The sequence below is a fragment of the Legionella rubrilucens genome, assembly GCF_001468125.1.
Lineage (GTDB): Bacteria > Pseudomonadota > Gammaproteobacteria > Legionellales > Legionellaceae > Legionella_C > Legionella_C rubrilucens.
Genome location: NZ_LNYT01000020.1, coordinates 721,222 through 738,173, shown reverse-complemented (window position 1 = coordinate 738,173; position 16,952 = coordinate 721,222). Strand labels below are relative to the sequence as shown.

Genomic DNA, 16,952 nt, shown 5'->3' with positions numbered 1-16,952 from the left:
GTTGTTCTCATCATATTTGTCAGCACTATCCAGTGCCGACAGATTATATGCTATGACTAATTACACAAAATTATTTACAGATCCGAAGGGTTTCGTAAATCCAAGTCGATGAAGCGACAACTGAAATCCCCACATTACACAACACGATGGTCGGAGCTTCCGATTGCCTAATTAAAATAATTATTCATCGATTTTTGATTCCCTGCCTAATTAACCGCTCAATCTCATCTATATCAAGCGGGCCTTCATGGGTCGCTGGTGGATTTAATATATCTTTTAGGCGAGCACCCCCAGAAACATTTTTTAAATCCTCTCTTTTAAGACTTTCCTTAACTTTACTTTTAGATATATCTTTTGAAGACTTTTTCATGATTTTGTCCTATAACAATAGGGTACTTTTTAAGAGTAGATCAAAATTTAAGGTTTTGTCGCGAAAAAATATTGGAACATGTTAAATTTTATTTTTTTCAGAGGTTCCCTTAATACTCAGTTTTAAATGGAAACACTTTAAAAAAGATATTATTTTAATGTTAGTGCGATGTTATCTGGCTTATTCCCTGAGTGGAGTTGGTCTTAGAGCGCGGTTTAAAAGTCGATCACTCTACTATTTACGTTAAAGGCACAGGTTCAAGCGCTATTCCAGAGAAACTGACCATGGATAAAAGTGGCGCCAACAAGGCCGGCATAGACACGCTTAACCTTCATTTGGTTATCCTGTTTATTTTAGGCGGCATACCTCTTCAAATAAAGGTTAGACAATCAAATACCTCAATAATATTATTGAACAAGACCCTCGGTTTGTTAAAAAATAACTGTTTGGTGTCTCGATTTCATTAGTTGGTTTAGTTGATGAGCATCGACAATGGTTTAAATCTGCACAAGGAATTGACGCCAGTGAAACCCCTCGGGAAATTTCTTTTTGTGGCCATGCCATTAATCAAGAAGGCTTATTTATCATACCAAACGCTATCGAAGATGTGCGTTTTATGGATAACCCCTTGGTAATTAATGATCCTAACATTCGCTTCTATGCCAGGCTATCCCTTGAAACTTAGAAAAGGGATAAATTTTGGTACTCTATGTCTTATAGATCCCAAACCACGAGAAATGAATGAAGAAGACCAACAATTGCTTAGAGATTTAGGCGTGATGATTGAGCAAGAAATAAAATCGATTCAACTAGCCACACTTGACGAATTGACTATGATTTCTAACAGAAGAGGATTTTTGACACTAGCCGACCATAGTTTGAAAATTTGCCAAAGGCATAAGAAGTCGATGTCTTTTGTATTATTCGACCTGAATAAATGATCACCTCCCTGAACAATTTGACCCCAAATCAGTTTAGGCAGAAAATCTCGGATGTCCGTTTTTTCTAATTTCTGGCGGCTCTGTTTTGGGGAGAGGATCAGTTAACGGCTGTTGAAGGTTGGGAGTCTTTATTTTTTTAATTTGCTTGGCCATATAATCCTACTGGAGCAGACTTAATATAAGCGTTTCGATTTATTATTTATTAATCCCATTGTGGTAGGATTAAATTTAAAAATACTATAACAACCGATTAAAATCCTAATAGGATAGGATTATTGTAAAGATAATCGGTACTTTTAATCAACATCGTCAACGAACTCTATGGCGCCAACCGTCTGTCGATTTAAATAAAGTACAATTTGTTCCCCATTTTTAGGTCGGAGTCCCATAGGACTAGAACACCGTGAATGACTTTCCCCCCCTTTACCCTTCAATTATTCAAAAAAACCAGATTATAATGCCCTGCTTTCTTCCATGCCGTAACCGTTATGCTGATTTCAAAAAAAAGGCTCCTACAGGCCTTGAACCATTTTGACGACAGGAACATCCTCATCAAGGAATTGGTTCATGCCTCGGAAAATGAGAAAAACCTGTTTTTCAAAAGGGTCCTGGCCTTTTGGCTGGGCTCCAACATTTCTCGCGAAATGATTCATAAGCCCCGGTTAACAACGAAGTGCCAACAATGCATTGATGCGGTTTATTTTTGCATTCTGCTACTGGACAAACAAATGAGTTTGTTAGATAGACACTCCGCGGCGTTTAGGGTGCTAAAAAACACCCTGTTTGGGATGCTTGACTACTATAATGGTCATTTTCTCTTGTTAGTGCAGGAGCCCCGCACCATCCTGACTGCTTTTATTCAGTTAGTTCAAACCATCAATTACCAATCCTGCCCGTCTTCATCGGATCGCAAAATTCTTGAGCACACCCAAAAAGCCTGTCTGGGAGAGCTTTCGATATCCCAGCCGCAACCGGGTCCATGGGTCACCCAGGCTGCCAATGATGTGCCCTCGATTACCAAAGTCAATCCATTCAATATGGGCATTGCGATCAATAAACTGATTACTGCTAATTTCAATCAGTCGTTTTTTTTCCCCATGGCAGCCAGCCAGACCAAAACCCATTTAGTAGAAAAATTATTCATTCAGGCCCGCGATGGCATTGTCCTCGAAGGACTTTCTGTTAAAGAAAAAAACAAAAAAAACAAAACAGTTGTTCTGGCACTGATTGGGCACTTTCAAGCAGAGCATAGTTACCTGAACACCAGTTTTTATTCGTTTCAGGCACTGTTTGATACGCAACTGGTCATTATCAACCATCGGAATTACTCCAGGCGTTCCAACAAATTCGCGGCTCATCCCCAGGAGTTGGCTGAGGATGTGGTCGCCTTTGCCCGCTATTTTGTGAAAAAAAAGCAACGGGTGGTCCTCTACGGCATGTGCGGAGGAGCGGCACACATGATTTTAGCAGCAAATAGCCTGTTAAATCAGAAAATTCCTTTCAAGCTCATTGCGGATCGATTTAGCCAGCGATACATCGACTTCGCGGATTACAAAACCCTCTCAAGGGCAAGGAACCATATGAATACATTACCTGGAGGCTTTCAGCTGAGAGGGCTGACCGCTTTTTACCAGAATCCCTTCTTTGTCTATTGCCTGACTGTTTTTCTGTTTACCATCCTGTTTCTTTTATCTAAATCGGCACTGGCTTTAACTAAAGCCACCCTTGACTTTGGCCAACTGATTCAAGCCATCCCTGAAACCGATCGTTTGATTTTACAGGCGAAAGGGAAAAAATCCGCGCCAGGCCATGAACCGACATTCACGGACATGATTGTCCATCCTCAAAACGACTTAAGGCATGCGGTCAAGGAGAAAAGAAAGCAGAGAAAATCCCTGTTAAACAATTTAGCCGAGAACTGCCTGAAGGCCGCGGGAAACGCCGTTTTTTCGCAGGAGATTCAAGCGATTTTTCTTCAGCTGTCTCAACGTTTTCATCAATGCCTGGAGCTTATAAGCAATGAAAAATTAATGGATGACGCCAACAGCGACACGGTCACGGATTTACACAGCAGAAAGCTCTACACTTTGACGACCAGAAACAAATTACCCATCCATCAATTGATCACCGGTTTTTTCAGGCAACCAGGCCAATCGTTTCAACCGGTGATTGATTCATTCACCGCTTATTCCAGCGAAACCATCGTTGCTGCATTAGAACACCTTTATGGTCATTCCCCCTCTCTGGCCTCCCATTTCCTAGCCTTTGCCCAGCATCTGGCTTTGTTTTTACAGGAGCTAAAAGTCAATGAATCATTCATCGTTGCGATGGCCAATCGTTTATCCTCCACGCAATTGCCGGATTTACAGGCTCCGAGCAAAGCCTTGCTTACCAGCGACTTATTTCGGTGGATGAGTCAGCATTTACAACAAACCGGCACCGCTCACCTCCCTCCGTTAACAGGCATTCATTAAGCGCTTCTCATTGCCTGGCAATGCTCAGAAAGCCGCTGCCACCAAGCCTGTTCTCAGCGGTTATCTAAAAACCCGGGATACGATCCTGCTGTCTCCATTCTCCCATTTAATATTGCATTAATAATTATCATATAAAATCAAATAAAGACAAAATGGGATAAAATAATGCACCTAGTCATTTACTTTTGTGGGACTGGCGATTCTGGTGATGGTTTTCCTGATCAGTATGATTATGTTAATAAAGACGCTGGGGTTCGGACCATTCTGGTTAAAGGGTGTGACGAGCCCGAAGTCTGCAATAGTGGACTGTTTCCCGATTTAAAAGGCTTTGCCCATCGTTTTGTATCCACTTTAATTGAGCGTGACGGGAATACTTTAAAATTAAAGGTAGGGAAAACCAGCGATCCTCAAAAAGAAGATCCTGAGGATACACCTGAAAACAGGATTTTAAAAGGCCTGGGTATCCGTCTTGATTGCACGGACATTGATGCGGCCAATGCAGGCGAAAAAATTGAAAGCATCACGTTATGCGGCTATAGCCGCGGGGCTGTCACTTGTTTTGAGACGGCCAGAGCATTGCATGAACTTAATCCTCATTCCAAAACACCTGTTCCTGTCGATGTCGTGGCCAATCAACCTGTTCCGGGCAATGCGTATCAAGGGCCTTTAACGAATGCACGACGCATTGCGGATTGCAGCGACTTATCCAATCTCCGTAACGTCAGCGTCATTTTAGGGGCTTATACAGGTGAATTGCTCAATGTCAATTTACAAGTTAAAAAACAAATGCCCGCCTCATTGAGCGCCTATAAAAACACTTACCTGCTGGTAGGTAATCCCGTGTACACTACCACCGAAACAACCAACGATAAGGGTGAAGCAGTCAAAAATTTTGACTCGAATGCGGCTCTTTACTATGTAGACTCCCAGGGAAAGGCCAAACAAATTTCTTTTGATGAAAGATACAACACTGGTTACACTCTGAACCTTCTTGATATTCACCCGACGAAAGAAAAAAAATATTCCATTCCAACTAACCGTTTCAAATGGCTAACAACAGAAAAAATTGAAGAAGGGGCCCTGTCTAAGGATACCAGCGGTGTTCACCGAGGATTTTTTTCCCAGATTCTCCCCAGATTACCTCGAAAAGCGCACCGCGATCTGATCGTGATTCCTCGTGACAGTCATCACCAGACCCGCGTTAACGCCCCTGACGGTGATGAGCACCTGCACTGGCAGGTAGCCAAATACCTGGACTCCAATCACAATCCCAATGCACAACAACCGGGTTTGGTCAAAGAAGGCAGTGTAAAAGAAAAAGAGGAAAAAGCCCGCCAGACGTACAGCCTGCATGACAACGACCCCCCTACTTATTTCCCTGTAGCCAGTGAAATGCAACGCTTTTTTGGTTTAAAAAAGGAAATGGCTTATCGTTATACCGATAAATTGCATCCTAACCGGCTGACACGCAGGGGGATGGAATGGCATAAGAACGAAACGCTGTTTGCCTGGTGGCAACGCCATGATAAAAAAATCTCGGGCTTCCCAACGCCACTGACGAAAGAATTAAGCCATCTTCTTGGAAAGGCAGGCGGCTTGAGGGAGACGCTTCTCACCGAAAGAGACACGCTGCTTACCCTGTTTCGAGAAGCGGAGCGCTGGCTCATATTGAAAGAAAATACCGCCACGTCCCGCTATTACCAGGTTGAAAGCCTGAGGGCCCATGTTTTTGAATGTTTGAAAGAGATTGGTGTTGAAGACAGGGAAATTGCTGCATTAAATCGTGAGGTGCTTAAGGAAACAGGGTATTTTCTTAAACATTGGACGGAAGGCAGTAAAGCAGCCTCCTGGTTTAAGACAAAAGAAACCGAAGCATTGGATGAAGCCTTTAAACAGCATGATAAGAAAAAACCATCGAAAGAAAACGATGAGGCTCTCTTAAAGGCCATGGACGATTGGCTTAATGTGAAAGAAAAAGAGAAGCCCAAAAGCAGCCGTTATGAGTTGGTGCTTGACATGTATGAGCAGTTAGCTGACGTTATCAGTAGCACTTACGGTGAAAATGCAGCCTTGGCCCTTCAGTGAACTGAATCACGATCATTGATTTCCTTGACGATTACTTGGAACCCCAGGTAATTGACACCTTTCGGATAAAGAATTGGAGAAGGTAAATGATCACTCAGGCGAGGTATTGTACAAAATAACTTATTGAAATATAAAATTTTAAGTTGAATTTAAAAAGTACTGTAGGGGTTTAATAGAGCTTACGCATTGTGAAAGCACATTTTTTGTTCATTTTTATCTTATTACCAAGGCTTGGCCACCCCCGATGAACATCTTGCAATTTTCCAGCCATTGTGCAATCTTTTAGTTCAATTCACAGACAAGGAAATACTATGCAGGCTGAGGAATTACTCACAACCATTCACGCCATCATTGCCGAAGAACAGCAGTGGCAATCCCAGGTTCGCTACAACTGGGTCAGAGAATTTGGTAAAAATTTAGTCATGCTCATGAACCCGGAGTATGCGGTTGAGTTTCTGAAACTGGCCGAGCCAGAATTTCGCCTGCCCAAAGGGATTATTGCCATTAATCAGTTACTGGATGATAACGACATGCTCGCGAGTCGAAAAATTGAGGGCATTAAAGCCATCTTAGCGGCCAAAGGGTATGACGGAATGAAGGAACATAAAAGCTGGAAACGTACCGAAGCCACACACGGGATTTATTGCCGCCTGGCTCAGCAAATACGGGTGTATGAAAACCAGCCCCTGCAATCAGAGAGAGTCCATACTCACGCAGTAGCCTGTTCCTGATCAAAACCATCAACCCATTGATTATTTCTGTTCCTGGCCATGGCTTCGGCGATGATGGCCAGTTGTATCAGGGAGCCTAAGTAAACCACGCTGTTTTCCATGTCGTCTGCACTGACTTTTTCTGCTTCGGCAGCCGCCAAAAGCGCATCCCTTAACGCCTCGAGTTGTTTTTTTATCTCACAATGATTTGTATTGACTTGCTTTTCTTCAAACAGGGCCGCAACCTTTGCCTCCAGCACACTCAGGTCCCAGCCAGCCTTAGCGGCAGCCTGGCGGCATTTTTCCTGATCGATGTAATCATAAACATGCGTGATGGTAGCCTGCAGCAACACCTGGTTCTGGAAATCCTGCTTTGCCTCATCAAAGACAGGCTTTTTTTTAGGCGGCAACTCATCCTGTTCAAGGGTTTCCAGCAAACCGCGGCAAAACCAGAACAGAGACGTCAAATCATACAAGGGCTTTTTTTGCAAATCAGGGGCTAAAAGCTGCCTGACGTTATAATGCAGGTATCGCGACAGTTTATGTAACCGGCCAGTCAACTGCGTCAGCATGTTGCTTCGCCACAGGGCGTTAGCCACCAGGAAAGTCGATGCGATGCCAATTAGAATACCACCCAAACGCTCCAGAGGCGGATCCAATGCTATCGGTGGGCCGCCGGCCTGCGCCAGAGTAATAATCAGGGCTATATTGGCCTGCAAGCCGATGTAGGCATACGTCGTGTATTTAAATGAGAAATAACTGAACGCCCAGACGCCAAACAGTAAAATGATGATCAAATCATACAAATCCATCCGAATCCAGGCGAGAGAAAACAGCGCCAGTCCGCCGCCTGTCAGGCAACCCAGCAAACGGTAAAGGCTGATGTTTTTCATTTCATAAATGCTTTTTCGAATGGAAATCACAATGCTGCTGATTAGTCCGTTTAACCCACCCGGCCAATTGCTGATTAACCAGAAACACAGCGCCAGAATGACACTTAATCCGGCTTTAATGCTGTGCTTGATAATGTCGGGATCCGTCTGCAACCGCTGCTTCCTGCTGATGAGTCGGGCATGGGGAGCGGTGAATTTCTGACCTTTGACTAGAACCAGTTGCAACGACTGCAGTTTATTAACTAACTGCCGCAACAGATGGCTGATGGCAAAAACCGCTTGCTGATGTTGACTGCTTCGCGCCGTAAGCACGGACAGGGCCGCGTCCAGAGACTGCAAGGCCTGCGTACTATTCAGTTCTTTTCCATCGTCCGTTTGCTTTAGAAAATGGTACTTAATGCAGTCAATATCCTCGATAATCGCTGAAAAAACCTCAGCCAGAGGCAACGGTACCGCTGTCAGTTCTGCCTGAATACCGGCATACTGCTGGGACGAAATGAAAAAATGAAGGCTGCGGTTTAAACTGTAAAAGGAATCAAACAGCACACGCAGCTGATCGATTTTTTCGCGCTTAAACCCCACCTCACGCCGCATGTACCCTAACATGTCCGTGGCTTTGACAACCGATTTTTTAAATTTCTGCATGTTCTTTCGCAGTTCATCCACAGACGAATGCCCCAATAGGAGATTATTCTGCACCTCCCTGATTAACTGTTGAAATCCGGTAAATACCTGCCCCACTTCCTTATCCAATGCTTCATGAATATTAATTGGAAAAAGGCAAAAAGCAGCTGCGGCGGATACCAGAACCCCTAAACCGATTTCTATCGGACGCCACACCGCCACCCAGAAGGCCTGCTCAGGGGCGATAGCCAGATCGGCGATAACAATAAAGGCGCTGATCGCGCCCAGCAGATAGGCATAAGCATAGACACTGAAGTTATAGTAATAAACAGCAATGGTGACTAATAAAAAGGCTGACAACAGATACAATAGAAAACTGTTAGCAATGTAACCGGCGAGAAAATAACCGCCCCAGGCTCCTGCAAGGGTTCCGGCAATGCGCATGATGGCTTTATCAATGATGCTTCCGGTATAAATATTGGCTAGAATGACGGTGGTCATGCCCGACCAGTAGGGTTTGTCGAGGTGCAGAGCAAACGCCAGCAACACAGCCGCCACTGCTGAAACGGCCGTGCGCACAGCAGCGCGGTTTTCTTTGGTCTGAGGGATGAATGGTTTAAACCAGGCCAGGACCTCAGCGGTAGGTAACGGTTGTCGCACTGGCACCTATCCTTAAAGGGTATTCAGGGGAAACATCGTCGATGTAAATGCGCACCGGAAAGCGCTGTGCGATTTTAATCCAATCCTCGGTGGCTTCGAGATAAGCCAGGGTTGATGGGGCAACACTGCCGGCCTGCACTCGATTAATGCCCCAACCAATACTCCCAACATGGCCGTGAAACGTTTTACCGGGATACATGTCCAGTTTGATGGTGGCCTTGTCGCCTGGCTGGATTAAGCGAATGGCCGTTTCACGGTAGCGGGTCACGACCCACCAGCGTTTGGTTTCGATGAGTGCAAACAGCCCTTCGCCTGTGGCAATGTATTGACCACGGCGTAAATTAAAATTGGTGACATAACCATCCGCTGGCGCGGTAATGAGCGTGTTATCATACAAATAGACTGCTTTGTCATACTTAGCTTTGGCCGCACGCACTTCGTTGTCATCGAGATTAATCTCTGCGATGCGCAACTGCTCGTTAGCGGCGATAACCTGTGCCTCCTGTTCCTTGATTTTGGCTTCAATGTTAATCAGTTGAATTTCAGCCAAAGCGCCCTGAGTCTGCAGCTTTTGATAGCGTCGGTAATGATCCTTGCTTAATGCCAGAATGGATTGGGTTTGTCTGAGCTTTTCTTCAGCCACAGTAATGGCCAGTTTGTTGTTTTCATAATTGATCTGGCTCATTTTATAATCCGCCATAGCCTTTTCCATGGCATATTTAAAGGGGCGAGGATCAATCTCTATCAGCTTTTGTCCTTTTTTGACGTTCTGGTTTTCTTTAATGTAGATGGCGCTGATGGGACCGGAAACCAACGAGGCAACATTAATCACGTTGGCTGAAACGTAGGCATCATTGGAACGCGTATCGTAATAAGCAAAATAGCGGTAACCGGCAAAGGCTAAGACGATGAGCGTCACAGTGATCACGTGCGGCCAATATTTAAATGCCAGAAAACGCTCCTTGTCCATTAACCGCAATCCCCTTGCAACGTTGAATGAAATATACCAATATAGCTAATCGCAGCGCCTTTGTGGAGAGTAGTGCCCACGCTGCAAAATGAATTGCCAATCGGAAACGCCATGACTTTGACCCACCAGGATATTATGCGGCAATTACGGCAACAAAACTACGTGCTTGTGCCCTTTGCCTTACCGTCCCCTGTCATCCATGATGCCATGGCGGCTTTTTTCCGATTTTTAGACGAGCCCCCAGCCATCCGGGAACACATCGATTTTACCGTGGCCCCCCTGCATCGTCGCGGCGATGTGGGTTTTAAGCAACGGGATCCCGGTGAAGACATTTACAATGACAGCAAGGAATTTTTTCATTTTCATCCTGCCATTTTGAACGCTGCGGCACGTTTCTCGCTCAGCAACCGGTAGTTAATGATTTTATGCTGAAAGCAGAACCCATCTGGCAAGCGGTTGCATCCACGGTGCATGCCCTGTTAACAACGCTTCAGCAGCCGTTTCCGGGACTAGTCGACCGTGTTTTTGACACAAAGGACGTCCATATTCTTTTACGTTTTTTGAAATACAACTGGCAACAATCCGGTAAGTACCTGGCCAAACCCCATTTCGACGCCGGCTCCATGACCTTAGCCATCGCCGAGAGCGGTCCGGGTCTTCGCATTGGCAGCGGCCCGCATGACTTAACACTGGTTCAACATCAGCCTGGCCATGCGATTTTTATGTTGTCCAGTAATTTCAAGCAAATCATGCCTGCCGATGATTTGACCGCGGGTTGGCATGACGTCATCCAGCTCGATGAGACCTTCATCGGCAAACCCTGCTCACGCTGGGCTTTGGTGGCTTTTATTGAAGCCCATGGTGTGACAGCGCTCCCCAGAACCGAAACACACAAATGGTTTCAGGGTGAAAACAAGGCCGATTTGTCCCTAGACCAGTAGCAATCGCCAACTCAAGAGACCCGGTTTAACAAAAAGGGGGGATTGCGATGTGCAGGGTTGTTCAGCCACCAACTGTGCCAACCGGATTTGCAGCACGTTGCGATCAGCAGAGGCCATGGTGACCCGCCAGTGGTAAGTGCTGTGTCTGCGATTTTCCACGACAGACTGCATGCAGGGATAAATTCCTATCGCTTCGATGAAGAACCGGTAATGCAATCCTCTGACTTCATAAGGACAACCCTGCCCCTGCAGGAGACGCTCAATGACCTGATTGGCTTTGTCTGAATGCAGGAGGCAGGAAGGCCATGCCCTGAATGCGCCTTTTTCGATGATTTGCCTCAATTTTTTCTCCATCACCTGAACAGCCCTCTGTTTATGAATCAACTGGTTCAGTGACTTGTGATAAAGCCATACCCGTTGTTGCTGTGATAACACCAACAGCATCATCAGACTTAAAAACAACAGGGCAGTAACCAGAATAAAGCCTTTGGAATTCACGGGATACGCACCAGGGTATTGACAATCCGGTGCTGGTTATCGGCAAGCCCCAGCCTGACTGTCAGGATTAGCCCTTTGTTGACGGCGTGCAACCGGGCAAAAAAAGACTGGATGGCCGCACTTAATTCTTCTGCATGACGGGATTGATAAAACAACGCCGGTTCACCGCTTTTGTTTTTCTGCACAAAGAATTGTTCCTCAAGCCACTCCCCCACATAAGCAGGCGACGTATAGGGAAATTGCAGCGGCTCTTTGAGCGTGAGTTCGCGGAGACTATCACCCTGCGCCTTCATGCGCTCAATGGTGGTTACCTCCGCATGAAAGCAATCCGCAATCAGAATGGCCTGGTGAGGGAATAATCGGGAGCCCGCCTCCACCAGCACATGCGATGGACTTAAAATGCGGTTTACGGCCGTAAAATCCTCACTCATGCGTCTGACGGCAAGGCGGCTTTCAGTGCCGCCTGACAGGGTAATGGCTGCTAAGGATTGCCGCTGGCCGCGTCGGTCTGCTGCGGTTAACCAGCCTATTCCGGCACAGGGCGTAAACCCGGCCTGGCGTATATTATCCTGCAACAGGTCAATGATCATCTGCACATCGTCACTCGCTGTCACCTGCTGTTGAAACGAGGCTTCGTGGCGGCGGGTGATGAGGTAATGGTTAAACAGTGCGCCTAAAAGGATGCTGCCAAGCAGTAAGCCAATCATGATTTCAACGAGGCTAAAACCCGTTTGTCTTGTCATTTTTTTCCTCCTTCAAGCAAAGGAAGATGCTGAAGGCCTGCTAATTGCAGCTCATACTTATTACTGCTTGTTAAGCGCTCGCTGAATTGGGTTTTCGCCTGATTAAAGAGGCAGAGACTCTGCCACTGCTGAGTTAAAAGTCCGAATGAGGTACCTAAAATCACCAAAAGCGTGATCAGTACTTCAATCAGGGAGAATCCTTGCGAAGAGGTCATATTCCATTTTCCCTGGGTTGGTTGCCGGCAATAGCCTAGCGTGATTCTCTGCTTCTGACAAGATCACTCTGCATTATTTTAATCATTCACTTGTGGTATGGGTTGCGGTAAGATGGGGCGAAATTATTTTCAAGGAGAGACCTTTGCCCTGCGATTATCATCTGCTGCCTCATGAAGGGATTCGCTCACTCAGCCCCTATGTTCCAGGCAAATCCATTGACGAATTGGCCAAGGAAAAAGGATTGGATAATATTATCAAGCTGGCCAGCAATGAAAACCCATTGGGATGCAGCCCATTAGTCAAGGAGGCGCTGGCTAAGCTATCCAGTATTCAACTGGCCACCTACCCTTCGATGATTCACCACCCGCTTCGCGCAACACTGGCTGAAAAATTGGGCATTAAAGAGCCCATGCTGGCTTTCAGCAATGGTTCGGATACCCTCTTCTCCCTGTTGCTCATGCTGTTTGCCCTGCATCAGGACAAACACATGCTGACCCATGCCCACGCCTTTGTCGCCTACAGCATCCAGGCAAAAATTCTTGGTATTCCGGTCGTGACATCGCCTGTGGGGGAAAATTACGAGGTGGATATCGACAGGATGATTAGCCTGTGCAATGACAAAACCGCCATCCTTTTTTTAGCGAATCCCAATAACCCGACCGGCCTTTTTATTCCGCTTGATGAAGTAAAACGGCTGTTAAATGCCATACCGGAAACCACGATTCTGGTGCTCGATGAAGCCTATTATGAGTTTGCTTATCCCCGTGGCGATAAAAGCACCCTCAACCTCTTGAATGAACACCCCAACCTGGTCATCACCCGCACCTTCTCCAAGGTTTACGGATTGGCTGCCCTGAGGCTGGGCTACGTCATGGCCAATCCGGCTATTATTGACATGCTGTTACGCATTCAGCCACCTTTTGCAGTCAATCAGGCAGTGCTTGAAGCCGGTTATGCGGCCATTCACGATCTTGATTTTGTCACCCAGACACTGATTACCAATACTCAAGGCATGCAGCAAATGGAAAAGGGACTCAAGGCACTGAATTTACAGGCCTTGCCGTCGAAAGGCAATTTTATCAGCTTTGACTGCGGCATGAGCAGCCTGCCGATTTATGAAGGTTTATTAAACCAGGGGGTTATTGTACGTCCTCTTGTTCCTTTTGGTTTGCCTAATCATTTACGGGTGACCATAGGAACCATGCAGCAGAATATTCGTTTCTTAAATGCTTTATCCACGTGTTTACACGATCATCGTAAGGAGCTAGAACATGAAAAGTGATTTGCAGCATAAGCATTGTGAATCCTGTGAGGGTATAGGTCAGGCGCTCACCGCCGAGCAGGTCAAAAACTTAATGCCGCAGCTGCATCAAAGTTGGGAAGTGATGAATAACAGCAAAGAAATCAAACGGTCGTTTTCATTTGCCGATTTTTATGAAACCATGGCCTTTGTCAATGCCATCGCCTGGATGGCCAACAAAGAAAACCACCACCCCGATCTGGAGGTTGGCTATAACTATTGCCACGTTCGTTTCATGACCCATGCTTTACAGGGGTTATCCATGAACGATTTCATTTGTGCCGCAAAAGTGGATGCGTTGCTTGAATAAATTTTTGCAATAAAAAACCCGCTTCAAGCGGGTTTTTTATTGCTTTCAAAGGCCGCTTAAGGCCTGTCATCGATTGCTTTACGCTCACCGGGGAGGAAGTCCTTACGATCCAATCCCATCACGACAGCCAGAGCCCCGGCCACGTAAATCGAAGAATACGTTCCGACCACAATACCGATAATCAGCGCCAGAGAGAAGCCGCGGATGGTCTCGCCGCCGTAGACAAACAGGGCCACAACCACAAACAAGGTTAAGACCGAGGTCATGATGGTTCGCGACAAGGTCTGGTTAATGGAGATATTCATAATCTCCAGCGGCGAAGCACGGCGAATTTTAATGAAATTCTCGCGTACACGGTCAAACACAACGATGGTGTCGTTCAGTGAATAACCGATGACGGCGAGCAAACCAGCCAGCGCCTTTAAATCAAATTCAATACCGAACATGGCGAAAACACCCAGGATCAACACCGGATCATGAATAAGCGCGACAGCCGAACTGACCGCCAGACGGTATTCAAAACGCATGGCGATGTAAATCATGGTGGCCAGCAGCGAGACAATGATCGCCAGAGCCCCTTTAGTCGCCAACTCCTCCCCAACCTGGGGACCGACGAAGTCCACCCGTTGTTTGGCCGCCCCAGGCAAGGCGCTCATCACCTTGTCCACCAGCTCGCTTTGCTCCATGTCCGCTTTGGGGCCAATGCTGATGAGCACGTCTTTTGACGTGCCATAACTGACAACCTGGGCTTCTTTAAAACCCGCCTGATACAGGTTCTCGCGAATAGCCGTCAAATCCGCGGCGTCAGTGTAGGTGACCTCAATCTGGGTACCGCCGGTAAAATCAAGTCCCCAGTTCAGGCCATTGATAAGCAAGGCCGCGATGGAAACAATAAAAATCAGCGCTGACAGGAGGGCAGTCCATTTACGCGCCCCCATGAAATCGACATTTGAGTTTGGATTAAAAAATTCCATCTAAGCCTCGCATTAAATACCAATAGACAGTTTTTTGACATTACGACCGCCGTAATACCAGTTCACAATGGCGCGCGTGTAAGTAATACTGGTCAACATGGAAGTAATTAACCCCAGGGACAGAATCACGGCGAAGCCTCTGATCGGGCCAGTACCAATGGCAAACAAAACAATCCCTACAATCAAGGTGGTTAAGTTCGCATCAAGAATGGTCGAGAATGCACGATCATACCCTGCGTAAATGGCTGCCTGCGGTGACAGGCCATTGCGTAATTCTTCTCGTATGCGCTCGTAGATGAGTACGTTAGCATCGACCGCCATACCCACGGTTAACACAAATCCCGCAATACCGGGCAATGTCAGCGTGGCGCCCATAATCGACAGGATGGCGCTTAACAAAATCAGGTTAAGGAACAGGGCAATGTCGGCGACAAGACCAAAGAAATGGTAATACACCAACATCAGCACCAGAATCAATCCCATACCCACTTCCAGGGACACCATCCCGCGGCGAATATTTTCTTTACCCAGGGAAGGACCTACCGTTCTCTCTTCAACCGGATAAATGACCGTGGGTAAGGCACCCGCCCTTAACAGCAGGGCAAGATTGCTGGCTTCCTTACTGTCGGACAGACCGGTGATCTGGAAGTTATTGCCCAACGCATTCTGGATGACCGGCGCACTGATCACACGTTCTTCACGGCGAGTCATGCGCTTGTTCACGCCATTGACGTTCTGAATGCTGGTTTTGGTTTCCACAAAGACAATTGCCATGCGCTTGCCAATGTTTTCACGGGTGATTTTGGTAAACAGATTTTCACCGCCCCCGCCCAGTTGAACCTGAACAGCCGGTGTTGCGGTTTGCTGATCAAAACTGGAGACCGCACTGGTGATGGAATCGCCGCTTAACACGACCTGACGTTTCAACAGAATCGGTTGCCCGTCCATCATGTACAGCTTGCTGTTAACAGGCACAGCACCCGTTTGTTTCGCCACCTGAGGATCATTTTCCTGATCGACCAAATGGAATTGCAGAGTGGCCGTACCACCAAGAATCTGCTTGGCGCGGGCTGCATCCTGAATGCCCGGTAAATCCACCGCCACGCGGGTTGCACCCTGTTGCTGCACCACGGCCTCACCCACACCCAGTTCATTCACGCGGTTACGCAGAATGCTCATGGTCTGTTCGATGGTATTCTGGCGAATGGTGTTTAATTCATCGGGCGATAAGGAGGCGGTTATGCTCAATGTTTTAGGCGAGGAGGCAAAAACCAAGCCTGAGAAATTCTCACGTACATCTTCCTCGGCATCACTCATCGCCTTGGGTGTACGAAAACGGATCTGGATTCCCTTTTCATTAATGTAACGGATGCCCGCATAGCGTATACCGCTTTCACGCAAATTCTGCCCGATGTTTTTCATCAAGCCTTCATAGCGGCGGTTCACCACACTGTCGACATCAATCTCAAGCAGGAAATGCACCCCGCCGCGCAAATCGAGCCCCTGTTTCATCGGTTCCGCACCAATGCGGCGCAGCCACTCCGGTGTCGAAGGAAGCAGGTTTAGCGCCACGGTGTAATCGGAGCCCAAGCCATTTTTGATGACATCCTGAGCCAACAGTTGCGTGTCCGTGGAAGGAAAACGGACTTCCACGCCTTCACTGCCTTGCTCGATGGAGCTGTAATCCAGTTTGGACTGCTCAAGCAGTTGTGTCACTTCATCCTTTAACTCCTCGGTGTTGGCACCGGACTGTGAACTCACCTGCACGGCAGGATCTTCGCTGTACAGATTAGGTATGGAGTAGATAAGACCAACGACTGCAATCACCAGCAGCGCGAGGTTTTTCCAGAGGGGGTATTTATTCTGCATTTCCTTTCCCTGTGACAAACTTAGAGGGATTTAATCGTGCCTTTGGGCAACACATTACTCACCGCATTACGCTGGATACTGATTTCAATACCTTCCGCAATGCTGGCTTTAATGAATTGCTCATCAAGACTGACTACTTTAGCGACAATGCCGCCAGACGTGACAATTTCATCGCCCTTTTTCAGTGCAGTAACCATTTCACGATGTTCTTTGGCACGCTTGTTCTGAGGTCTTATCAACATAAAATAGAACAATACAAAAATAGCCACAATCATAATCAGTGAAAACGCACTTTCAGATGGGTTAGCCGGCGCAGCCGATGTTGCCGCCGCCATTGCATCGCTAATAAAAAAACTCATCACACTCTCCTCAAG

General features: G+C 46.8%; 18 protein-coding genes. 9 read left to right on the top strand and 9 right to left on the bottom strand.

The genetic code is table 11. The annotated features are described in order from the left end of the window. Positions 1–69 precede the first annotated feature (69 nt). Complete coding sequence (locus Lrub_RS15265) at positions 70–171, top strand: DUF4113 domain-containing protein (RefSeq protein ID WP_133134056.1); 102 nt, start codon at positions 70–72, stop codon at positions 169–171. Positions 172–184: 13 nt separating this feature from the next. Here the strand turns inward: Lrub_RS15265 and Lrub_RS11150 are convergent, their stop codons facing one another. After that, the gene (locus tag Lrub_RS11150; RefSeq protein WP_058532166.1) at positions 185–370 is read right to left on the bottom strand and encodes a hypothetical protein; all 186 of its coding nucleotides are present in this window, start codon (positions 368–370) and stop codon (positions 185–187) included. Positions 371–1,107: 737 nt separating this feature from the next. Here Lrub_RS11150 and Lrub_RS15010 point away from each other — a divergent pair. From Lrub_RS15010 to Lrub_RS11130, 4 genes are all read left to right on the top strand, one after another. Then, a complete protein-coding gene (locus Lrub_RS15010) occupies positions 1,108–1,311 on the top strand; it encodes a diguanylate cyclase domain-containing protein (RefSeq protein WP_202813752.1) in 204 nt (67 codons plus the stop codon). A gap of 488 nt (positions 1,312–1,799) precedes the next feature. Continuing rightward, positions 1,800–3,785, top strand: a complete 1,986-nt coding sequence (locus Lrub_RS11140) for an alpha/beta hydrolase family protein (RefSeq protein WP_058532165.1) — start codon at positions 1,800–1,802, stop codon at positions 3,783–3,785. A 165-nt stretch (positions 3,786–3,950) separates the two neighbouring features. Then, entirely contained in the window at positions 3,951–5,870 is a 1,920-nt protein-coding gene (locus Lrub_RS11135) for a hypothetical protein (RefSeq protein WP_058532164.1), read from the top strand. Between the two features lie 311 nt (positions 5,871–6,181). Next, the gene (locus tag Lrub_RS11130) at positions 6,182–6,601 is read left to right on the top strand and encodes a hypothetical protein (protein ID WP_058532163.1); all 420 of its coding nucleotides are present in this window, start codon (positions 6,182–6,184) and stop codon (positions 6,599–6,601) included. Here Lrub_RS11130 and Lrub_RS11125 read toward each other — a convergent pair. Then, positions 6,580–8,757 (bottom strand): FUSC family protein, encoded by a 2,178-nt coding sequence (locus Lrub_RS11125; protein ID WP_058532162.1) that lies wholly within the window; start codon positions 8,755–8,757, stop codon positions 6,580–6,582. The genes Lrub_RS11130 and Lrub_RS11125 overlap by 22 nt on opposite strands. Then, entirely contained in the window at positions 8,732–9,727 is a 996-nt protein-coding gene (locus Lrub_RS11120) for an HlyD family secretion protein (protein ID WP_058532161.1), read from the bottom strand. The genes Lrub_RS11125 and Lrub_RS11120 overlap by 26 nt, the downstream gene beginning before the upstream one ends. 72 nt (positions 9,728–9,799) lie before the next feature. Here Lrub_RS11120 and Lrub_RS11115 point away from each other — a divergent pair, with 72 nt between their 5' ends. Both Lrub_RS11115 and Lrub_RS11110 read left to right on the top strand, forming a co-directional pair. Continuing rightward, complete coding sequence (locus Lrub_RS11115) at positions 9,800–10,141, top strand: hypothetical protein (RefSeq protein ID WP_058532160.1); 342 nt, start codon at positions 9,800–9,802, stop codon at positions 10,139–10,141. An 11-nt stretch (positions 10,142–10,152) separates the two neighbouring features. Beyond that, positions 10,153–10,668 (top strand): hypothetical protein, encoded by a 516-nt coding sequence (locus tag Lrub_RS11110; RefSeq protein WP_058532159.1) that lies wholly within the window; start codon positions 10,153–10,155, stop codon positions 10,666–10,668. Here the strand turns inward: Lrub_RS11110 and Lrub_RS11105 are convergent. Genes Lrub_RS11105 through Lrub_RS11095 form a run of 3 tightly spaced genes read right to left on the bottom strand, consistent with a single transcriptional unit; the run spans position 10,657 to position 12,124 of the window. Continuing rightward, entirely contained in the window at positions 10,657–11,166 is a 510-nt protein-coding gene (locus tag Lrub_RS11105; RefSeq protein WP_058532158.1) for a hypothetical protein, read from the bottom strand. The genes Lrub_RS11110 and Lrub_RS11105 overlap by 12 nt on opposite strands. Then, positions 11,163–11,909 carry a PilW family protein gene (locus Lrub_RS11100; RefSeq protein ID WP_058532157.1) on the bottom strand — a complete coding sequence of 249 codons (747 nt, stop codon included), beginning with the start codon at positions 11,907–11,909 and terminating at the stop codon, positions 11,163–11,165. Before Lrub_RS11100 ends, Lrub_RS11105 begins: the two co-directional genes overlap by 4 nt. Then, a complete protein-coding gene (locus Lrub_RS11095; protein ID WP_058532156.1) occupies positions 11,906–12,124 on the bottom strand; it encodes a type IV pilus modification PilV family protein in 219 nt (72 codons plus the stop codon). The genes Lrub_RS11100 and Lrub_RS11095 overlap by 4 nt, the downstream gene beginning before the upstream one ends. 143 nt (positions 12,125–12,267) lie before the next feature. On the opposite strand from Lrub_RS11095, the gene hisC reads away from it, so the two are divergent. Together hisC and Lrub_RS11085 are read left to right on the top strand one after the other, a co-directional pair. Next, complete coding sequence (hisC, locus tag Lrub_RS11090) at positions 12,268–13,407, top strand: histidinol-phosphate transaminase (protein WP_133134032.1); 1,140 nt, start codon at positions 12,268–12,270, stop codon at positions 13,405–13,407. Then, on the top strand, positions 13,397–13,735 hold the full coding sequence (locus tag Lrub_RS11085) for a 4a-hydroxytetrahydrobiopterin dehydratase (RefSeq protein WP_058532155.1): 339 nt from the start codon (positions 13,397–13,399) through the stop codon (positions 13,733–13,735). Before hisC ends, Lrub_RS11085 begins: the two co-directional genes overlap by 11 nt. A gap of 56 nt (positions 13,736–13,791) precedes the next feature. On the opposite strand, the gene secF is transcribed toward Lrub_RS11085, so the two are convergent. Genes secF through yajC form a run of 3 tightly spaced genes read right to left on the bottom strand, consistent with a single transcriptional unit; the run spans position 13,792 to position 16,937 of the window. Next, a complete protein-coding gene (secF, locus tag Lrub_RS11080; RefSeq protein ID WP_058532154.1) occupies positions 13,792–14,709 on the bottom strand; it encodes a protein translocase subunit SecF in 918 nt (305 codons plus the stop codon). A gap of 12 nt (positions 14,710–14,721) precedes the next feature. After that, positions 14,722–16,578 (bottom strand): protein translocase subunit SecD, encoded by a 1,857-nt coding sequence (gene secD, locus Lrub_RS11075; RefSeq protein WP_058532153.1) that lies wholly within the window; start codon positions 16,576–16,578, stop codon positions 14,722–14,724. Positions 16,579–16,598: 20 nt separating this feature from the next. After that, positions 16,599–16,937 carry a preprotein translocase subunit YajC gene (yajC, locus tag Lrub_RS11070; protein WP_058532152.1) on the bottom strand — a complete coding sequence of 113 codons (339 nt, stop codon included), beginning with the start codon at positions 16,935–16,937 and terminating at the stop codon, positions 16,599–16,601. Positions 16,938–16,952 lie beyond the last annotated feature (15 nt).